Raw genomic sequence first — 20,328 nt, forward strand, 5'->3', positions numbered from 1 at the left:
TTACACCTTTGACAAAAAAAATTCAGCCCGGAGGCACCGGTGCGCGGGGCGCACCGCGCAACAACAAGGCCTCAACCTCGTTGCACAGCTGAACCGGGTCGAAGGGCTTGAGCAGCAAAGCACTCAAGCCCGCGTCCTTGAAGCGCGCCAAGTCCTGGGGGTTCACATTCGCAGTGAGACCGATCACCGGCGCCAGGCCATGGGACGTGAACGATTGCCGAATGGCTTGCGTGGCCTGCACCCCGTCCATGACCGGCATCAGCATGTCCATGAACACCAGATCAAAGCGCTGTGCGCGCCACAGCGTCAGCGCGTTGGCGCCATTTTCTGCCTCGACCACCACGCTGTTCGGCCAAGCATTTTTCAGTGCCTGCTTGACCAACAAGCGGTTCAGGCGGTGGTCGTCCACCACCAAAAATTGCCAGGCCTGGTCGGCGGTTTGCAGCGCCCTGGCGACGGGTCCCTTGACCGATGCGGGAGGCGACTGAGCCTGCAGCGGCAGAGTGAACCAAAAGCGCGAGCCCTGGCCCGGAGTGCTGTCAAACCCGATCTCGCCTTCCAGCAGTTCCACCAAGCCTTGCGTGATGGCCAAGCCCAGCCCGTTGCCACCGTAGTGCTTCTGGATATCGCCCTGAGCTTGCATGAAACGGCTGAAAATGCGGGGCTGGTCATGCAGCGCAATGCCGATGCCCGTGTCCTGCACCGAAAACTGCACGCCCGTGGAATGGCACTGCACCCGCAGAACCACCTCCCCCTGATGAGTGAATTTGAGCGCATTGCCCAACAGGTTGACCAGGATTTGCATCAGCCGATGGCGGTCGGTGCGGACCCATTGCGGCACGTCATCGGCGATCTCACAGCGGTAATTCAGATCCATACTTTGCACACGGGGCGTGAACAAGTCGAAGGCGTGCCGGACCGTCTCGCGCAATTCAAAGGTTTCGGCGTGTGCCGTCAGGCCCCCCGTCAAAAACTGCGAGTAGTCGAGCACGTCGTTGATCACGGTCAGCAAATGGTCGGCCGATTGGCGGGTGTGATCCAGGATCTCCATAGCCCGCGGCTTGTGTTGCACCTCTTTCGTCAAGAGACTGCTGAAGCCCAGGATGGCGTTCATGGGCGTGCGCAATTCGTGGCTCACCGAAGCAATGAAGTGCTCGCGCATCTCCAGGGCCTGCAGCAGTTCCGCCTGCTTGTTCTCCAGTTCTTTTTGGCGTGCCCGGCCCTCGCGCAAGGCGATCTGGTACTGCCTGTCGTACAACAGTGGTACGAACAGCAAAATCAGACTGGCCACCGAAAGGATGAAGAATGAAAAGAGGGTCAAGGCATCGGTGTCAAGGGTCTGTGCCGGTGCGAGCCAGCCCCGATCGGTCAAAAAAGCCATCAGCAATTGCGCCGCGAAAACCACGGCCAACCAGCCATAGCCGGCGCGCGGCCCAATGATGTAAAAGGGAATCACCGGCACGATCAGCAACCACGACAGCCTGGGCGAATGCACACCGCCAGCTGCCCAAGTGGCATGGATCAAGAAGCACACGCCAATCGTGCAGGCCAGATGGATGGCCCGGTTCAAGGGCATGCCCCGGGCAATGAGCACCAACTGGCCCGTCAACATCAGGCAAAAGACGATGACAGACTGGGTGATTTGCGGATAGGGGTCGAGCAGCGCAGAACCAAACGCCGTCAGAATGACAACGACTTCAAAGCCAAACAGGTAGGGCATCTTGCCCTGCTGAAAGGCCTGAGGCAATTTCGGCACCCAGACGCGTTGGACCCAGTCCTTCAAACGGGCCACGCTCATGGCAACACCTGCTGCGCGGCCATCACTTGCGACACCGTCTCCACCATGCGCTCGGGGTCCATGGGTTTGTAGAGCACTTCGTTCATGCCCGCATCCAGACAACGCTGGCGATCGACCGGGTTGGCATTGGCCGTCAGGGCGATCACCGGCAAATGACACAGCGGCCGTGGCAACTGCCGCACAGCGCGGGTGAGCGTCAGGCCATCCATCTCGGGCATGACCATGTCGATCAAGGCCAGGTCAAACGGCTGCGCCTGGATCTTGGTCAAGGCCTCGGCGCCCGACGCGGCAGTGGTGATGCGCGCCAATGGCCAAGCCTTGCGCAGTTGCAGTTGCGCCACCATCAGGTTCATGGCGTTGTCGTCCACCACCAGCACATCGAAGGGGGCCTGACCAGGCCACTGTGCCGTCGCCACGGGCGCCACGGGCAGCGCGGCCGTAGACGCTTGCAACGGCAACTCAAACCAGAACAAAGCACCCTGTCCCACCTCACTGTGCACCCCGATGCGGCCGCCTTGCAGAACCACCAAGCGCTCGCAAATGCTCAGGCCCAAACCCGTGCCGCCAAAAGCCTGGTGGGTCGCCATGTCGGCAGATTCAAAGCGGTTGAAAATGTGCGTGTGCCGCTCGGGCGCCACGCCGCGACCGGTGTCTTGCACCTCCACCCGCAGGCACTCGTTTTGCCATTGCAAGCGCAAGGTGATGCCGCCCTGGGCCGTGAACTTGATGGCGTTGTCGAGCAAGTGCTCCAGCAACTGAGACAGCCGCTGGCGATCCAGCCAGATTTCTGCGGGCAGTTGCGGCGCCACCTGGACGTGCCAATCCAGACCCTTGGCTCGGGCACGCGCTCTGAACTTGGGCAGCAAGGCGGCCAGCCAGGCCTGCAAGGCAATGGGCTCGGGAAACAGCTGGACACGGCCAGCCTGCAACTGGGCGAAATCCAGAATGCCGTTGACCACGCTCAGTAAGTGCTCTGTCGAGTGGCGGATGTGCTCGACGGTGTCGACATGAGCGGGGTTATCCGCCAGCTCCTCGCGCAGCAAGCCGTTGAGCCCCAGGATCGCGTTCATGGGCGTGCGCAACTCATGCCCAACAGCAGCCACAAATTCGTCTTTGTGCGATTGCGCCGCCATCAATTGCGCGGACGCGGCCTCCAGTTCGAGGTTGCGCGCTTGAACAACCGCCAATTGCGAGCGGTGCGAGTGCTCAAAAAGCGACAGCATCCACATCATCATGATGCAGGCCAAGACGTGGTTGAGCAAGGTCCACAAGACCGTGCCTTGCGTCTGCATGGGCTGGATCAAGCCGCCCTGCAGTGTCGCCAGCAGCAAGCCCACTTGAATGCTCAAGACGAGCAGCATCCAGACGGCGGCACCCCAAACGCCCAAGAAAAACAGGGTGGGCACCGCCAACACCATCAGGTACACCATGACAGGTGAGCTGATGCCGCCCGTCTTCACCGCGATGTAGGTCACGAGCGACACGAAGATCAACAGGGCCAGATTGGCGACGATAAAGTGCAGGTGCCGCACCCAAATCAGCGGCATCAAGGCGAACAACAACAGGCTTGACCACAAATTGGCGCGCGGGTCATAGATCTGCTGGGGCAGCAGATAAAACAACATCGAGCCACCCAAAACCATGAGAATGCACAAGGCCAGCACTTGCTCTCGCTGGAGCGGCGCCGTGGTCCAACCGAAGGACCTGGATCGCCAGCCGCGAAGGATTGACTCCAGCAATCTCATGGCTCGGGTCACTCAGTTGCGCAGCCGCTCGATCAGGCCATTGAGCTCGTCCAGCGAACCAAACTGAATGCTCAATTCACCGAGCTCTTCCATCCGGCCCAGGCGCTTGACGCGTTTCTTGACACGCACCTCCACCTCGGCCATCAGGATGTCTGACAACTCTTCTTCGATGCGGCGAATGTCTCGGGACTTTTCCTTTTTCGGTTTTTGCGTCACCAGATTGAATTCGGCACTCAACTTTTTGGCCAGACTTTCCGCTTCCCTGACGGACATTTTGCGCGCCGCGATCTGGTTGGCGGCGGTGATTTGCGCCGCCTTGTCCAGGGACAACAAGGCCCGCGCATGGCCCATGTCCAGGTCCCCGGCCATCAGCATGGTTTGCACCGGTTCGGCCAGGTTCAACAAGCGCAGCAGGTTGCTGCCTGCGCTGCGCGAACGCCCCACCGCCTGCGCGGCGGCTTCGTGAGTGAGCCCAAACTCTTTGATCAGGCGTTGCAGGCCTTGGGCCTCCTCCAACGGGTTGAGGTCTTCACGTTGGATGTTCTCGATCAAGGCCATGGCGGCGGCGGCCTCGTTGGGCACGTCGCGCACCAAAACAGGAACCGTGTCCAAGCCCGCTAAACGCGAGGCCCTGAAGCGGCGTTCGCCCGCGATGATCTCGTATTTGCCGGCGTGCTCGCCCTCTTTGAGCTGGCGCACCAAGATCGGCTGCATGATGCCTTGGGCCTTGATGGATTCGGCCAACTCGTACAAAGCGCCCTCGTCCATGCGGGTGCGGGGCTGGTACATGCCGGGCACCATTTGGTCCAACTTGAGTTGGCTGGGCAAGCCACTTTCGGCATACGACGCGGTATCGGGTGCATCTTCGACCGTTGGGCCCAACAAGGCCTCAAGTCCTCGGCCAAGGCCTTTGGGTTTTTTGGTGACCATGGTCAATCCTTCAAGAGTGTTTGCAAAAGGGCATGGCCTTGCGGCCAATCGCCCAAAGAAGATTCGGCGTTGATGTGCCCCGCTTGGCCCAGGTTTACCCACTGGGCACCCCAGTCTTGGGCCATACCCTGAGCGCGTTCTGACGAACAATACGGGTCGTCCTGGCTGCCCACCAGCACGCATTGAAAAGGCAAGCGCTGGCGCACCACAGGCGACCAACCGGGCAAGCGGTCTCGCATGTGCGGTACTTCGGTGTCACCGGGTGCCACCAACAAAGCCCCTTGCACGCGTTGGGTGTGCCGCGACACCGCCGCCCAAGCCGCCACCAAAATACAGCCCAAGCTGTGCGCCACAAACACCACACGGCCTGGTGCATCGATGACGGCTTCGTCCAAGCGTGCCATCCAGTCGCCACGCAAGGGGTTGAGCCAATCGTTTTGTTCAACCACGTTGTAAGCATGCAGGCGCGCCCAACGCATTTGCCAATGGTCCGGGCCGCTGCCCTGCCAGCCCGGCAAGATCAAGACTGTGGCGGGCATTCAGAGCGATGGTGCGCGCTGCACCAACTCACGAGCGAACTCGACATAAGCCTGACTGCCCTTGGCCGAGGGGTCAAACACCACGCCTGGCAAACCATAACTGGGCGCTTCGGCCAGACGCACATTGCGCGGAATCACGGTGTCGAACACCTTGTTGCCAAAGTGTGCCTTGAGCTGGTCGCTCACCTGCACCTGCAGGGTGACTCGAGGGTCAAACATGACGCGCAGTAAACCTGTGATTTTCAGACCTTTGTTCAGGTTGGCATGCACCTGCTTGATGGTGTTGACCAGATCGGTCAGCCCCTCCAGCGCAAAATATTCGCACTGCATCGGCACGATCACGCCATGGGCCGAACACAGGCCGTTGAGTGTGAGCATGGACAAGGACGGTGGGCAATCGATCAACACGAAGTCGTAATCGGCATCCACCTGTGAGAGGGCTGAGCGCAAGCGCTGGTCCCGGTGTGTCAATTGCACCAATTCCACTTCAGCGCCCGCCAGTTCACGGTTGGCACTGAGCACGTCGTAGCCGCATTTGTCGGCCTTGACCGCAGCCTCTTTGACGGTGGCCGACTCGAGCAAGACGTCATAAACGCTAAGTTCGACCTCTCGTTTGTCGATGCCCGAGCCCATGGTGGCGTTGCCCTGCGGGTCCAAGTCCACCAACAAAACCCTTTGCCCCTGCTTGGCCAGGCCTGCCGCCAGGTTGACCGTGGTGGTGGTTTTGCCGACGCCGCCTTTTTGGTTGGCAATGCAGATGATTTTGGCCATGGTGAGTCGTCCAATTTATTTGGAAATGGCCAACTTGACGCCAAAACCAATGAGAAAAATACCGGCCAGCTTTTCCAGCCAACGGCCAATGCGGGGATTTGCACGCATGCGTGATGCCAAATGGCGTGTCAGCAAGGTCATGCCCAAACCATACAAAAACGTCAGAAAAGCGATGGTTGCCGCCATCACGGCAAAACTGATCCACCCCCGATGAACACTGGGGTCCACAAACAAAGGAAAAAACGCCATGTAAAAAACAATCGCCTTCGGGTTAAGCAAGGTGATGGCCAACGCCTGCTGAAAATACTGCCGAGGGCGAATGTTCAATACCGGGGCGTCGCCCGGCTTGGCCATCAACATCACCCAACCCAGCCAAGCCAAATACAAGGCCCCCACCCACTGCACGGCCACGAATGCCGCCGGGTATGTGGCCAACACCGTGGCCACACCCGCCACAGCCATCCACATCAACACCTGGTCGCCTGCAATCACACCCAATGTGGCGCCCAAACCGCCGGCCATTCCGCCCTTGCTTGTGGAGGTGATCAAGGCCAGATTACCAGGGCCAGGGATGGCCAAGAACAGGACGATGGCGGCAACAAAGGCGCTGTAGTCAGAGATGCCAAAAAACATGAACGGCTTTCTTTCCGGGGTTATTCTTGCGAGTGTAAGTGATGGGCCGTCCGCTGACGCGGACTCTTTTCAGGGTGTTTCACGTGAAACACCCGAAACCACGGCCTTAACTTGGCAGTACAAAATCCGTTTAAAACAGCCAAAAGGCTTGCGGAAACAAAGGCTCAAGTTGGCTCGGGGCGCATCCACACCATGCATCGCTCCACATCCAGCCCTGGCACGGTCAATGGTTCCACGTGAAACACACTCACATTGGCCGGCAAGGCGGTGATTTCGTCTTGTGGGTGCTTGCCTTTCATGGCCATCCAAACGCCACCTTCGGCCAAAGCCGAGCGCGACCAAGTCACGAAGTCGGGCAGGGATGCGAATGCGCGGGAACAAATGACCTGGTAGGGATCGGTCAAGGATTCGACCCGTGCGTGCAAGCCGCGCAAGTTGGGCAGCCTCAGGCTCACCGCCACTTGTTGCACAAAAGCGGCTTTCTTGGCGACCGTGTCCACGCAACTCACGCTCAATTCGGGCATGCAAATGGCCAGCACCACGCCGGGCAAGCCGCCGCCCGACCCCACATCCAGCACCCTGGTCGGCTGGCCCTGGGCATGTCGAGACAATGGCGCAATGGCCGTCAGGCTGTCCAGCAAATGGTGGGTCAGCATGTCTGAAGGGTCTCGCAACGCCGTCAGGTTGTAAACCTTGTTCCATTTTTGAATGAGCGCCAAATAAGCCAGCAGCCGCTGGAACTGCTCATCCGACAAACTCAGACCAAGGGCTTTGGCGCCTGAGCGCAGGCCCTCTTCCAAATTCACGCTCATGCCTGCACGTCCATCTCTGCCCGATCGCTGGCAGCTTGCATGAAGCCCTTGAAGCCACCCTTCTTCAGGTGAATCAACAACAGCGACACGCTGGCGGGCGTGATGCCCGAAATGCGCGAGGCTTGGCCCAGGGTTTCAGGGCGGTGCTTGGCCAACTTCTGGCGGGCCTCGATCGACAAGGCCGACACCTGCATGTAGTCCAGACTTTCGGGCAAGCGCAGGTGTTCGTAAAACGCAGCGCGCTCCACCTCGCCTTTTTGGCGGTCGATGTAGCCCGAATACTTGGCGGCGATTTCCACCTGCTCGATCACCGACGGGCTCAAGTCGCCCAGCGTTTCACGTGAAACATCGGCACTGGCCAAGCGCCCACCGTCTAAAGACATCAGGTCAGGATAAGAGACGTTGGGTCTTCGCAACAAGTCGAACAGGTTGTGCTCGTGCTCGATCGCCTTGCCCAACACCCGCTCAGACTCGGCTGCTGGCAGATTGCGCGGGTTCACCCAGACCGACTTGAGACGCTCTGTTTCACGTGAAACAGCATCGCGTTTGCGGCTGAAAGCATCCCAGCGGGCATCGTCGACCAGGCCCATCTGGCGCCCCACTTCGGTCAGGCGGGCGTCGGCATTGTCTTCGCGCAGCTGCAGGCGGAACTCGGCCCGGCTGGTGAACATGCGGTAAGGCTCGGTCACACCTTGCGTGACCAGGTCGTCGACCAAGACGCCCAAATAAGCTTGGTCGCGCGCAGGCAACCAGGCGGCATCTCCCCGGCATTGCAGGGCGGCGTTGATGCCGGCAAACAAACCCTGGGCGGCTGCCTCTTCGTAGCCGGTGGTGCCATTGATTTGGCCAGCAAAGAACAAGCCGTTGATTTGGCGCGTCTCAAAGCTGTTCTTCAAAGCGCGCGGGTCAAAGTAATCGTATTCAATCGCATAACCGGGTCTGAGGATGTGGCAGTTTTCCAGGCCCTTCATCGAGCGCACCAGCTCGTACTGGATGTCAAAGGGCAAGCTGGTCGAGATGCCGTTGGGGTAAAACTCGTGGGTCGTCAAGCCTTCGGGCTCCAGGAAAATCTGGTGGCTGTCCTTGTCGGCAAAGCGGTTGATCTTGTCTTCCACGCTCGGGCAATAACGCGGGCCGACCCCCTCGATCTTGCCGGTGAACATGGGGCTGCGGTCAAAGCCGGAGCGGATGATCTCGTGCGTGCGCTCATTGGTGTGGGTGATCCAGCACGGCACTTGCTGCGGGTGCATGCCCGCGTTGCCCATGAAGCTGAACACCGGCACCCCGCCCTCGGGGTTCATGCCGCCGGGCACGCCATCGCCGGGTTGCTCGGTGCATTTGGAAAAATCGATGGTGCGGCCATCCAGGCGCGGCGGTGTGCCGGTCTTCAGGCGCCCTTGCGGCAGCTTCAACTCTTTCAGGCGCGCCGACAGGCTGAGGGCTGGCGGATCACCCGCCCTGCCCGCCGCGTAGTTTTGCAAGCCCACATGGATCTTGCCGTCGAGGAAGGTACCGGCCGTCAGCACGACGGTGCGCGAACGGAAACGCACGCCCACTTGCGTGACCGCGCCCACCACCCGGTCACCCTCCACCATCAAATCATCGACCGCTTGCTGGAACAGCCACAAATTGGGCTGGTTCTCGAGCATGCGGCGGATGGCGGCTTTGTACAAAATCCGGTCGGCCTGGACGCGGGTGGCGCGCACGGCCGGGCCTTTGGAGCTGTTCAGAATGCGAAACTGGATGCCGCCCTCGTCGGTGGCCAAGGCCATGGCACCGCCCAATGCGTCCACCTCTTTGACCAAATGCCCCTTGCCAATCCCACCAATGGACGGGTTGCAGCTCATCTGACCCAGCGTCTCTATGTTGTGACTGAGCAAAAGCGTTTTGCAGCCCATGCGTGCAGACGCCAGCGCGGCTTCGGTTCCGGCATGGCCGCCACCGACCACGATCACATCGAATTCTTGAGGGTAAAGCATGAACGTCTGCCCTTTGAGGGCCCAAAATGGGCGCCGCCTGCGCCACGGAGTCGACCTGCCGCTGAGTCGACTGAAGCTGCTTATTTTACAGGCAGGGTGTTTTCGGTGAAGCGCTTGAACACAGACCCAAAGAAACGCCTCGAAAGCCATCGCTCTTGCTGCGCCGCACGCATGAAATTTGAGGCTGTCGAGCCCCTATGAAACCCACGATTGTCCGCAGCCTCAAAGATGTTTTCTGCTAATCTGTGGTGGATCCAATCCGCTGTTTTTCACCCACCACCGGGCTGTTTGCCCGCATCTCTGATTGTTTTTATAAGGAAAATTCATGTTCCTGCAACGCAGAACCCTTTTGGCCCTGAGCCTGTGCATGGCCGTTGGCGCCCCCGCGCTGGCGCAAGACAAATTCCCCGCCAAGCCGGTCACCATCATCGTGCCCCAGGCGGCCGGTGGTGCCAACGACACGATCGCCCGGGTGATTGCACAAAGGCTCTCCGAGCAGACGGGCCAGTCCTTTGTGGTGGAAAACCGCACCGGCGCCGGGGGCAACGTGGGCACATCCGCAGCCGCCAAGACACGGCCGGATGGCTATACCCTGCTGTTGACCGCCGACAGCGCCATGGTCATCAATCCGGCGCTCTACAAGAGCACCGGCTTCGATCCGATCAAGGACTTCGAGCCCGTGGGCAGCGTCGCTACCGCAGGCTATGTGTTGGTGGCCCACCCGAGCTTTCCCGCAAAGAACACCGCCGAACTGGTTGCACTGGCCAAGCAGCAACCCGGCAAGATCAACATTGGATCGGCTGGCAACGGCACCCTCAACCACCTGATCGGCGAGATGCTGGGCAAAGCCACCGGCATTGACTTGACCCACGTGCCCTACAAGGGGGCCGCCGCCGCGGCCACCGACCTGGTGGCCGGGCAGGTACAGGTTTCGGTGCAGAGCCTGCCCTCTTCCATCGCATTCATCCGCTCCGGCAGAATGAAGGTGCTCGGGGTGGTCAATCCCAAGCGCCTGCCCGTGCTGCCAGAGGCCCCCACCATTGGCGAGACCCTCAAGGACTTTGGCGCCACCCCTTGGTATGGCGTATTTGCGCCGACGGGAACGCCCCGAGCGATCGTCCAACAGCTCAACGCTGAAATCGCCAAGGCCCTCGACTCAAAAGACGTGCAGGAACGCCTGGCCGGCGTGGGATGCGAAGCCTTCAAATCCACGCCTGAGCAGTTCGCCCAGCTGGTGCGTGACGACCTGCCCCGCTGGGCCAAGATTGTCAAAGACTCCGGCGCCACCATCGACTGACCGCTTGCCAGCAGGCTCATGCTGGCAAACGCTTGACTTGCGGGTTTGGTCGCCCTGACCGTTGTTTGTTCCCCTTCAAAGGCAAGGCCCCTGAGGCCTTGACCTCACCCCATGCAAAACGGGTGTGCAGGTTTTCCACATAGGGCAAATCCTGTCACACAAAGCAAGCACTTGTCGGCCAGCCCGCCCTACACTGTGTCATCCATTTCAGTCGCAGGACAGACCATGAACGCCCCATTGCCCGAATCGATTCGCCAGGCTTTAGAGACCGTGACGCTGGACGACAAATACAGCCTCGATGTGGGCCGCGCATTCATGAGCGGCGTGCAGGCCCTGGTCAAACTGCCCATGCTGCAACGCCAACGCGACGCGCTGCAGGGCAAAAACACGGCGGGCTTCATCAGCGGCTACCGGGGCTCGCCCCTGGGCAGTTACGACCAATCGCTGTGGAAGGCCAAAGACCACCTCAAGGCCCAGCACATCGTGTTCCAGCCCGGCGTGAACGAAGAGTTGGCGGCCACCGCCTTGTGGGGCACGCAGCAACTGGGTTTTGCGCCCCCCGGCACCAACAAGTTCGATGGCGTGTTCGGCATCTGGTACGGCAAAGGCCCCGGGGTGGACCGTTGCTCAGACGTCTTCAAACATGCCAACATGGCCGGCACCACGCCTTGGGGCGGCGTGCTGGCCGTGGCGGGCGATGACCATGTGGCCAAAAGCTCCACCGCCGCCCACCAGAGCGACCACATCTTCAAAGCCTGCGGCCTGCCGGTTTTCTTTCCGGCCAGCGTACAAGACATCCTCGATCAAGGCCTTCACGCCATTGCGCTGAGCCGTTTTGCCGGCATCTGGTCGGGCATGAAGACGATCCAGGAAATCGTCGAGTCCAGTGCCACCGCCCACATCGACCCCGAGCGCGTGCAAATTGTCTTGCCCGAATTCGTCATGCCGCCCGGCGGCGTGCACATCCGCTGGCCCGACACCGCACTCGAACAGGAAGCCCGTTTGTTCGATTACAAGTGGTATGCGGCTTTGGCCTACATCCGCGCCAACAAGCTGAACCACAACGTCATCCAAGGGCCGAACGACCGTTTTGGCCTGATCGCCAGCGGCAAAGCCTACAACGACACGCGTCAGGCCCTGCTCGACCTGGGGCTGGACGATGCCAGCTGCCAACGCCTGGGCATCCGTCTGCACAAGGTGGGCGTGGTCTGGCCGCTCGAAGCACAAACCACCCGCGAGTTCGCCACAGGCTTGCGCGAAATTTTGGTGGTCGAAGAAAAGCGTCAAGTCATCGAATACCAACTCAAGGAAGAGTTGTACAACTGGCGCGACAATGTGCGGCCCACCATCGTGGGCAAGTTCGACGAGGCCGAGGGCGACACCTCTGGCGGCGAATGGTCGACGACCAATCCGACCCAACGCACCTTGCTGCGTGCCAACGCCGACCTGACGCCCGCGCTGATTGCACGGGCCATTGCCAAGCGCCTGAAAAAACTCGGCCTCGATGCCGACACCACCGCCCGCATCGACGCGCACCTCGCATTGTTGGACGCCAAAGAAACCTCTCTGCAAACGCTGAGCTTGGGTACCGCTGCTGAACGCACGCCCTGGTTCTGCTCGGGCTGCCCGCACAACACCTCCACCAAAGTGCCCGAAGGCTCGCGCGCCATGGCGGGCATTGGTTGCCATTTCATGAGCCTCTGGATGGACCGCAGCACCACGGGCTTCACCCAAATGGGCGGCGAGGGCGTGCCGTGGAGTGGCCAGCAGCCGTTCTGTACCGACCCCCACATCTTTGCCAACATCGGCGACGGCACGTATTTTCACAGCGGCATTCTGGCCGTGCGCCAAAGCGTGGCCTCAGGCGTGAACATCACTTACAAGATTTTGTACAACGATGCCGTGGCCATGACTGGCGGGCAGCCGGTGGGCGAGCGGTCTGAAGGCCACAGCGTGGTGCAAATCGCCATGAGCATGAAAGCCGAGGGCGCACAGCGCATCGTCGTGGTCACCGACGAACCCGAAAAATACGAAGGCGTGGCTTTGGCCGAAGGCGTGCGTGTGTTCCACCGCGACGAGCTCGACCGCATTCAGCGCGAGATGCGAGAGATCCAAGGCACCACCGTCATCATTTACGACCAGACGTGTGCCACCGAAAAACGCCGCCGCCGCAAGCGCGGCACCATGGTCGACCCGGCCGTGCGCGTGATGATCAACGAAGAAGTGTGTGAAGGTTGCGGCGACTGCGGCGTGCAATCCAATTGCTTGTCAGTAGAGCCTTTGGAGACCGAACTCGGCCGCAAGCGCACCATCAACCAAAGTACGTGCAACAAGGACACCAGTTGCCTCAAAGGCTTTTGCCCCAGCTTTGTCACGGTGGAGGGCGGCAACTTCAAAAAGAAATCGTCATCCGCCAGCACCACCGTCAACCCCGCCAGCTTAGGCCCTTTGCCAGAGCCCGTTTTGCCCACCATTACCGAGCCTTGGGGCACCGTGGTCGCGGGCGTTGGCGGCACCGGCGTGATCACCATCGGCCAGCTGCTGGGCATGGCCGCGCACATGGAAGGCAAAGGCATCGTCACGCAAGACTCGGCGGGTTTGGCCCAAAAAGGGGGGGCAACCTGGAGCCACATCCTGATCGCCAACACGCAAAACGATATCCGCACCACCCGCGTGAGCATGGCAGCGGCCGACCTCATCATCGGGTGTGACCCCATCGTCAGCGCTTCCAAGGAAACCACCTTGCGCATGCGCGCAGGCCGCACCCATGTGGCCATGAACAGCAGCGGCACGCCCACTGCCGCCTTTGTGAAAAACGGCAACTGGCAAAACCCAGCTGAGCAGTGTGTGGCCGAAATCACGGCACACGTGGGTGTGGAGGGCATTGGCGCTTTTGACGCCGATACACTGGCCAAGCAACTCATGGGTGACACGATTTACGTCAACCCCATGATCTTGGGTTACGCCTGGCAAAAAGGCTGGGTGCCTTTGCACCACGAATCGCTGGTGCGCGCCATCGAACTCAACGACGTGCAGGTCAAGAACAATCTGACCGCCTTCGAGTGGGGGCGGCATGCTGCGCAGCACCTGGGTGCACTCATGCAAGAAATCCGCCCGGCGCAAGTCATCACGTTCAAAAAGCATGACAGCCTGGAAGACATCGTGGCCAACCGCATGGCCCGTTTGACGGACTATCAAAATGCCACTTACGCCCAGCTCTACCAAAGCATCGTCGAGCGTGTGCGTGCCACGGAGGCCCTTTTGGGCAAAACCATCCTGGCCGAAACCGTGGCCCGCCATTTGTACAAGCTCATGGCCTACAAAGACGAGTACGAGGTTGCACGGCTGCACACCCAAACGGGTTTTCTGGAACGCATCAACGACAGCTTTGAAGGTGATTACAAAGTGAACTACCACTTGGCCCCACCCCTGTGGTCCAAACGCAATGCCAAAGGTGAATTGGTCAAACGCAAGTTTGGCCCTGCCATGCTCACCGGCTTCAAATTGCTGTCCAAACTCAAAGGCCTGCGTGGCACGGCACTGGATGTGTTTGGCAAAACCGAAGAGCGCGTGACCGAACGTGCCTTGATCCGCGAATACATGCAGCACATCGATCAGGTGCTGGAAAACCTCTCTGACAGCACACACGCTCATGCAGTGGACGTGGCCCGTGTCCCTGAAACCATCAAAGGTTTTGGCCATGTCAAAGAGCGCAACATCCGTGCTGCGCGGTCGATGTGGGACTCATTGAAAACACGGTGATAAAAAGAAAGCCACCTTTTCAGGTGGCTTTCTGGCTGCGCACACGAACCACGGTGCAAGTTGGGTCGGTGATCAGGTCATGGAAATTGTTCACCTTTGAACGGGTGTCCATTTTCAACGCGCATCAGGCAATTCAATTTTGACTTCGAGCACTTCCAGATTGTCCTGACGCTCTAGATTGACTTTGATGTCTTCGGGATTGATCTTGATGTACTTGCTGATCACCGCCACCAACTCGCGTTGCAAGTCAGGCAGGTAATCGGGCTCGGCCACATTGCGTCCGCTGCGTTCATGGGCCAAGATGATCTGCAAACGCTCTTTGGCCACACTGGCGGTTTTCTTCTTTTCGCCCAACAGGAAGGAAAGAAACGACATGGTTCACTTGCCTCCAAACAAACGTTTGAAGAAACCTGGCTTCTCAGCTTCGGTAAAGCGCATCGGTTTGTCTTCGCCCAAAAAGCGATCAATCACATCTTTGTAAGCTTCGGATACATCGCTGTTGGCCATGTGAATCGCAGGGGTGCCTTGGTTAGAAGCCTGCAACACGTTTTCACTTTCAGGAATAACGCCCAACAGCTTGATGCGCAAAATATCCTGAATGTCTTGGAGCGACAACATCTGCCCTTCTTCAACCCGATTCGGGTTGTAACGGGTGATCAACAGGTGCTCTTTGATGGGCTCTGACCCGTCGATGGCACGCTTGGTCTTGCTGCCCAACATGCCCAAAATACGGTCTGAATCGCGCACAGAAGACACTTCTGGGTTGGTCACCACCAGCGCCTCATCGGCAAAGTGCATGGCCATCAAAGCGCCTGTCTCAATGCCAGCAGGCGAGTCACACACGATGTACTCAAAACCCATGCCACTCAGGTCGTTCAAAACTTTTTCAACGCCTTCTTGAGACAACGCGTCTTTGTCACGGGTTTGTGAAGCCGCCAACACAAACAGGTTGTCACACTGCTTGTCTTTGATGAGGGCTTGGTTCAGATTGGCTTCGCCCTGGATCACATTGATCAGGTCATAAACCACACGGCGCTCACAGCCCATGATCAAGTCCAGATTGCGCAGACCCACATCAAAGTCAATGACAGCGGTCTTGAAACCCCGCAGGGCCAGGCCGGTGGCGAAGCTGGCGCTGGTTGTGGTTTTGCCCACACCACCTTTGCCAGAGGTCACAACAACGATTTTTGCCATGTAAAACTTTCTTGGGCTGGATAAAAATTAGGATTGCAAAGCAGTGATCAACAATTTGTCCCCATCAGGGCCAGATTGCAAACAAACTTGGGCGACCTTGCCCAAGACGTCCTTGGGCAAGGCGTTTTCACTGGTGCGGTAAACACCGGCAATAGAAATCAATTCAGGCGCCATCACCTGGGCAAAGATTTGGGCTTGGGTGTTACCACGAGCACCTGCAATGGCTTTACCTCGCAAAGCACCATAAACATGGATATGCCCGTCGGCAATGACTTCTGCGCCCGCATTGACCATGGCCAAAACAATCAAGTCCCTGCCTTTTGCATAGACCTGTTGCCCTGAACGCAACGGTTTATCAATCACCAAGGCACCTTGGGCCTCATCGGCGCGAAGTGGTTCTTTGGCTTGCGTGCTGACCTGTGCTTGAGGCTCAGCAATGGCCACAGAACGCCTCACACGGGCGTCTGAACCATCGACCAAGCCAAGGCCCTTGGCAAACTCCAAAAGTGCCGGATGGGCCCCTTTGATGCCCACAGGGATCAAACCGTTTTGACGAAGCACATCGTTCAAATCGATCAAGTTCAACAATTCACCTGGGGCCAAATCCAAAGCGGAGACATCGATGATGACGGGATCTTGGTCAAAAAACCCTGGACTCTCTGCCATTTGCTGAGCCAAAGCCTTGGCCAGAATCTGAATGTCGGTGGTTCTGAGCAGCAAAGAAACCAAGGACAGTTCGGCGCTTTTGATGTCGTAACAGGGAAGTGTCGGATCTTCGGTGACGCTTGCCATGGTGTCTTGGATTGTTGAAAAACACAAATCTTAACAGCGCACTTCTTCTTTCTTATCTTCTTATTCTTTTATATCTTTAAATAGTCGTAGTAGTAAGGGATGGCATCGATTGTGGACAAGCATCATTTGTTCAATGCTGACAACGACTTGTCTTGCTTTTAAACATGTGTGTGGCCCTGCTTTTGTTCTGTCTGTCCAAAATGAACAACTTTCTGGAAAAGGATCAAGCTGTGGATAAGTCAATGAATCAAGCTATTTTATCCACAGCTTTTCACAGGCCAAGGCTTAGGCATCGATCCACCACTGGATGACCCCTTTGGCCACAAAGCCCAACAAGCCAAAAGCCAAGCCAAGAAAGATGACAAAGGTGCCAAACTTACCGGCTTTGGACGTCCATGCCAAGTGCAAGACGATGAACACCATGTACAGCATGAATGCTGAAATACCGATGGTCAGACCAAACCAGGCAAATTGTTCTTCTGTGATCTGCCACATCACACGGCCTCTTGGCGAGGCATGCGCTCAGGCACATCACGGGTGTCCACCAAATCGCGGTAGGCATGCCAGGACGCATGGCCCAGCATGGGCACGATCACGATCAGGCCGATGAACAAACTCAAAAGGCCCAACAAGCTCAAGCCCATGATCAAAAAGGCCCACAGCGCCATGGGCAATGGATGGGTCAAAACCACTTTCCAGCTGGTCAGTACGGCTTGTAAGGTGTTGAGTTGGCGATCCAGCAACAAGGGCATGGCCACCACACTGGACGCAAACACCGGCGCAGCCATCAGGCCACCCAACATCAGCCACAGCTCAAACAAATGACTGTCAGGATTGAGCACCACATGGCGAATGAAATCCATGGGGGTGTGGATGGGCACTGGGGCCAGCAAAGTGATCAAGGCCGATGAAGTCAAGACCCAGCCTGTGCCCGCCAGGGCCAACAACAAACCAAAACGCACCAGGCACCAGTAACTCACGGATTCGTTGTTCTGAAGCGTTTGCCATTGCGTCCAAGTCTTGAACAAAAGCCGCAGGTTCACGGTTTCGTTTCTTTCAATGGCCCGGCTCATGGCATACAAGCTGGTGGCCAAGACAGGTGCTACCACCAAAAAGCCCGATACCGCACTGGCCAGCAACCAGAACCGGTCATGGGCCAGCCAAGTGATCAAGCCACCCCCAATGGCCATCGCCAAACCATGGGCCGAACTCAGCCAAGGTGAATGGCCAATGTCTTTCAGTCCCAAGTAAAGCCAATACAGCGGTTGTTTGCCGTCAATGGGCAAAACGTCAGGCAAGTTCAAACGCGCGCGGCTTGTTGGAGGCTCGGGCGGCGGCGATGCTTGTGACATGCAATCAGGTATTTTTATGCTTACAGGTGTTGATGCCCAGCAAGCTGTAAGGCGGGCACCAGCCCATCAAGCCTGTGGCCAAAGGCACCAGACCCAGCCAAGCCCAAACGCCCACGGTGCCTGTGGCAGCCAGTGCGATCAAAATAAGGCCGCCCACAATGCGGATGATGCGTTCGGTACCGCCAATGTTTTTGGTCATGTGAAACTCCCGGTGGGTTAAAAAATTCAAACGCTTACGCGGTAACCTTCGTCGGTGATGGCTTGGGCCAAAGCCTCGCGGCTTTTTTCTGAATCGACTTGCACTTTGTTGTGTGTGCGGTCGATCACCACCGTGGCGTGCGCATCCAAAGCCAGCAAAGCTTTGGTGACTGCTTTCTCGCAATGGCCACACGTCATGCCCTCAACTGTGAAAATTTGGTTCATGATGCATCCTCTCCAATGAACTGAACACGATCCCTTTGGGGTCTGGTCTGAGCATAGACCATCAAGGACTTCATGCCATGACACAGATCAAGAACCAACCACCCATCGCCTACGACATCGGCATCGGCGGCATGACCTGCGCATCGTGTGTGGCGCGGGTCGAAAAAGCCCTCAAAAAAATGCCCGGTGTGCTCAGCGCCACGGTCAACCTCGCCACCGAATCGGCCCGCATCGAAGTGGCCACAAACGAAGTGACCGACGCACGCTTGCGCCGTGCGGTGCGCGACGCCGGGTACGAACCCCGCACACCCGAAGCACAAGCCGAAGCAGGCCGTGAATCACCCTGGGCAGGCTTCATGCCAATCGGTGTGGGCCTGCTGCTGACCACGCCATTGGTCCTGCCCATGTTGGCCGAGTTGTGGGGTCAGCACTGGATGCTGCCCGCGTGGCTGCAATTTGCACTGGCAACGCCCGTGCAGTTCGTGTTGGGCGCACGCTTTTACAAAGCCGGTTGGCATGCCCTGAAGGCGCTCACGGGGAACATGGATTTGCTGGTGTCCTTGGGCACCACCGCCGGATGGGCTTTGTCGGTTTGGCTGTGGCTCACCGCGCACGAAGGGCATCCGCCGCACCTGTACTTTGAAGGATCGGCCGTGGTCATCACCTTGGTGCTGCTGGGCAAATGGCTGGAGACACGCGCGAAGCGCCAGACCACCGAAGCGATTCGGGCCTTGCACGCTTTGCGTCCGGACAAGGCGCACTGGCTGGGCGATGACGGAGAAATCGATGTGCCCGTGGACGAAATTTTGGTGGGCGACCGGATTGTGGTGCGGCCCGGAGAGCGCTTTCCACTGGACGGCGAATTGGTCGAGGGCCAAACCCAGGTGGACGAGTCCATGCTGACCGGAGAGCCCTTGCCAGTGGCCAAAGCACCAGGTGCGGCCTTGACGGGTGGGTCGATCAATGGCGAAGGGCGTGTGCTCATGCGCGTCACGGCCGTGGGCCACGAAACGGTGCTCTCGCACATCATCCGCTTGGTCGAGGACGCACAAACGGCCAAAGCCCCCATTCAACGCTTGGTGGACAAAGTGGCCGAAGTCTTTGTGCCTGTGGTGCTGTTGATCGCCCTGCTCACCTTGGGTGCCTGGATGGCGACGGGCGCCGACTTTGAAACGGCGCTCATCCACGCGGTGGCCGTGTTGGTCATTGCCTGCCCTTGCGCCCTGGGCCTGGCCACACCCGTGGCCATCATGGCGGGCACGGGCGTGGCCGCCAAGCACGGGATCTTGATCAAAGACGTGCAGGCGCTGGAATTGGCGCACCGCGTGCAAACAGTGGCCTTTGATAAAACCGGCACGCTCACCGTGGGCCAACCGCGCTTGTTGACCCATGTGCCGGCACCCGGGCACGATGCCCAAACGGCCTTGGCTTTTGCTGCACGCGTGCAAAGCGGCAGTGAACACCCCTTGGCGCGAGTGGTGGTCAGCGCGGCTGAAAAGCTGGGCTTGGCAGGTCCCGCCGCGCAGGACCTGACGGCCGTGCCCGGTAAAGGCGTGGTGGCCCATGTGGACGGCAGGCGGCTGTTGCTGGGCAGTTTGCGCTGGCTGCAAGAAGAAGGTCTGGACATCGGTGTTTGGCAGCCAGACATCGACGCCTTGCAGGCGCAAGGTGCCAGCGTGTCTGCATTGGCCGAGCGAACCGACACAGGCCTGCAAGCGCTGCTGCTCATGGGGTTTGGCGACGAACCCAAAGCGGGCGCTGCACAAGCCTTGACCGCGCTGCGCGATCGCGGCCTGAAGCTGGTGATGATTTCGGGTGACAACCAAGCCGCCGCCGAAGCGATGGCACGCCGCTTGGGCTTGCGCCCAGAAGCGGGAGAGGTGCTGGCCGATGTGCTGCCCGGCGACAAGTCGGCGCAGGTGCAAAAACTGCGCGCCAATGGGCACGTTGTCGCCATGGTGGGCGATGGGGTGAACGACGCCCCTGCACTGGCCGCTGCTGACGTGGGCATGGCCATGGGCACAGGCACCGATGTGGCCATGCACGCAGCGGGCATCACCCTGATGAGAGGGGATGTGTCTTTGGTTGGCGCCGCACTCGATATCTCGGCCCGCACGGTGGCCAAGATTCGTCAAAACCTGTTTTGGGCTTTTGCTTACAACGTGGCGGGCATTCCTCTGGCCGCCTTGGGTTACCTCAACCCCATGATGGCGGGTGCGGCCATGGCGCTCAGTTCGGTGAGCGTCATGGCCAATGCGTTGCTGCTCAAAAGGTGGAAACCATGAGCGAACTGTTTTGGGC

General features: G+C 59.0%; 18 protein-coding genes. 3 read left to right on the forward strand and 15 right to left on the reverse strand.

What is annotated here, in order from left to right; all coding sequences use genetic code 11:
* Nucleotides 1-22 precede the first annotated feature (22 nt).
* The 8 genes from B472_RS05990 to mnmG form a co-directional block, all read right to left on the reverse strand.
* Complete coding sequence (locus B472_RS05990) at nt 23-1,798, reverse strand: ATP-binding protein (RefSeq protein ID WP_019426109.1); 1,776 nt, start codon at nt 1,796-1,798, stop codon at nt 23-25.
* Nucleotides 1,795-3,543, reverse strand: a complete 1,749-nt coding sequence (locus B472_RS05995; protein WP_081504930.1) for an ATP-binding protein — start codon at nt 3,541-3,543, stop codon at nt 1,795-1,797. The genes B472_RS05990 and B472_RS05995 overlap by 4 nt, the downstream gene beginning before the upstream one ends.
* Nucleotides 3,544-3,555: 12 nt before the next feature.
* Nucleotides 3,556-4,473, reverse strand: a complete 918-nt coding sequence (locus B472_RS06000; protein ID WP_026039383.1) for a ParB/RepB/Spo0J family partition protein — start codon at nt 4,471-4,473, stop codon at nt 3,556-3,558.
* Between the two features lie 2 nt (nt 4,474-4,475).
* Nucleotides 4,476-5,012 carry an alpha/beta hydrolase gene (locus tag B472_RS06005; RefSeq protein WP_019426111.1) on the reverse strand — a complete coding sequence of 179 codons (537 nt, stop codon included), beginning with the start codon at nt 5,010-5,012 and terminating at the stop codon, nt 4,476-4,478.
* Nucleotides 5,013-5,783, reverse strand: coding sequence for a ParA family protein (locus tag B472_RS06010; protein WP_019426112.1), 771 nt, complete (start codon nt 5,781-5,783; stop codon nt 5,013-5,015).
* Between the two features lie 15 nt (nt 5,784-5,798).
* Nucleotides 5,799-6,416, reverse strand: coding sequence for a LysE family transporter (locus B472_RS06015; protein WP_019426113.1), 618 nt, complete (start codon nt 6,414-6,416; stop codon nt 5,799-5,801).
* 164 nt (nt 6,417-6,580) lie between these two features.
* Nucleotides 6,581-7,228, reverse strand: a complete 648-nt coding sequence (rsmG, locus tag B472_RS06020) for a 16S rRNA (guanine(527)-N(7))-methyltransferase RsmG (protein WP_019426114.1) — start codon at nt 7,226-7,228, stop codon at nt 6,581-6,583.
* Entirely contained in the window at nt 7,225-9,207 is a 1,983-nt protein-coding gene (gene mnmG / locus B472_RS06025) for a tRNA uridine-5-carboxymethylaminomethyl(34) synthesis enzyme MnmG (protein WP_019426115.1), read from the reverse strand. Before mnmG ends, rsmG begins: the two co-directional genes overlap by 4 nt.
* Before the next feature lie 325 nt (nt 9,208-9,532).
* Between mnmG and B472_RS06030 the strand changes: the two genes are divergently transcribed.
* Nucleotides 9,533-10,504: a tripartite tricarboxylate transporter substrate binding protein gene (locus B472_RS06030; protein ID WP_019426116.1), complete on the forward strand. Its 972-nt coding sequence runs from the start codon at nt 9,533-9,535 to the stop codon at nt 10,502-10,504.
* Between the two features lie 225 nt (nt 10,505-10,729).
* Nucleotides 10,730-14,266 carry an indolepyruvate ferredoxin oxidoreductase family protein gene (locus B472_RS06035; RefSeq protein ID WP_019426118.1) on the forward strand — a complete coding sequence of 1,179 codons (3,537 nt, stop codon included), beginning with the start codon at nt 10,730-10,732 and terminating at the stop codon, nt 14,264-14,266.
* A gap of 114 nt (nt 14,267-14,380) precedes the next feature.
* Here B472_RS06035 and minE read toward each other — a convergent pair whose 3' ends face one another.
* From minE to B472_RS06070, 7 genes are all read right to left on the reverse strand, one after another.
* Complete coding sequence (gene minE / locus B472_RS06040) at nt 14,381-14,641, reverse strand: cell division topological specificity factor MinE (protein WP_019426120.1); 261 nt, start codon at nt 14,639-14,641, stop codon at nt 14,381-14,383.
* A 3-nt stretch (nt 14,642-14,644) separates the two neighbouring features.
* Nucleotides 14,645-15,460, reverse strand: a complete 816-nt coding sequence (gene minD / locus B472_RS06045; protein ID WP_019426121.1) for a septum site-determining protein MinD — start codon at nt 15,458-15,460, stop codon at nt 14,645-14,647.
* Nucleotides 15,461-15,487: 27 nt separating this feature from the next.
* Nucleotides 15,488-16,252: a septum site-determining protein MinC gene (minC, locus tag B472_RS06050; RefSeq protein WP_019426122.1), complete on the reverse strand. Its 765-nt coding sequence runs from the start codon at nt 16,250-16,252 to the stop codon at nt 15,488-15,490.
* A gap of 285 nt (nt 16,253-16,537) precedes the next feature.
* Nucleotides 16,538-16,747 (reverse strand): DUF2788 domain-containing protein, encoded by a 210-nt coding sequence (locus B472_RS06055; RefSeq protein WP_019426123.1) that lies wholly within the window; start codon nt 16,745-16,747, stop codon nt 16,538-16,540.
* Nucleotides 16,747-17,604 carry a DUF2189 domain-containing protein gene (locus tag B472_RS06060; RefSeq protein WP_019426124.1) on the reverse strand — a complete coding sequence of 286 codons (858 nt, stop codon included), beginning with the start codon at nt 17,602-17,604 and terminating at the stop codon, nt 16,747-16,749. The genes B472_RS06055 and B472_RS06060 overlap by 1 nt, the downstream gene beginning before the upstream one ends.
* A gap of 4 nt (nt 17,605-17,608) precedes the next feature.
* Complete coding sequence (locus B472_RS06065; protein ID WP_019426125.1) at nt 17,609-17,803, reverse strand: DUF2892 domain-containing protein; 195 nt, start codon at nt 17,801-17,803, stop codon at nt 17,609-17,611.
* Nucleotides 17,804-17,829: 26 nt separating this feature from the next.
* Nucleotides 17,830-18,027 carry a heavy-metal-associated domain-containing protein gene (locus B472_RS06070; RefSeq protein WP_019426126.1) on the reverse strand — a complete coding sequence of 66 codons (198 nt, stop codon included), beginning with the start codon at nt 18,025-18,027 and terminating at the stop codon, nt 17,830-17,832.
* 77 nt (nt 18,028-18,104) lie between these two features.
* On the opposite strand from B472_RS06070, the gene B472_RS06075 reads away from it, so the two are divergent.
* Nucleotides 18,105-20,312, forward strand: a complete 2,208-nt coding sequence (locus tag B472_RS06075; protein WP_019426127.1) for a cation-translocating P-type ATPase — start codon at nt 18,105-18,107, stop codon at nt 20,310-20,312.
* Nucleotides 20,313-20,328: the final 16 nt, after the last annotated feature.

The organism is Limnohabitans sp. Rim28 (genome assembly GCF_000293865.2).
Lineage (GTDB): Bacteria > Pseudomonadota > Gammaproteobacteria > Burkholderiales > Burkholderiaceae_C > Limnohabitans_A.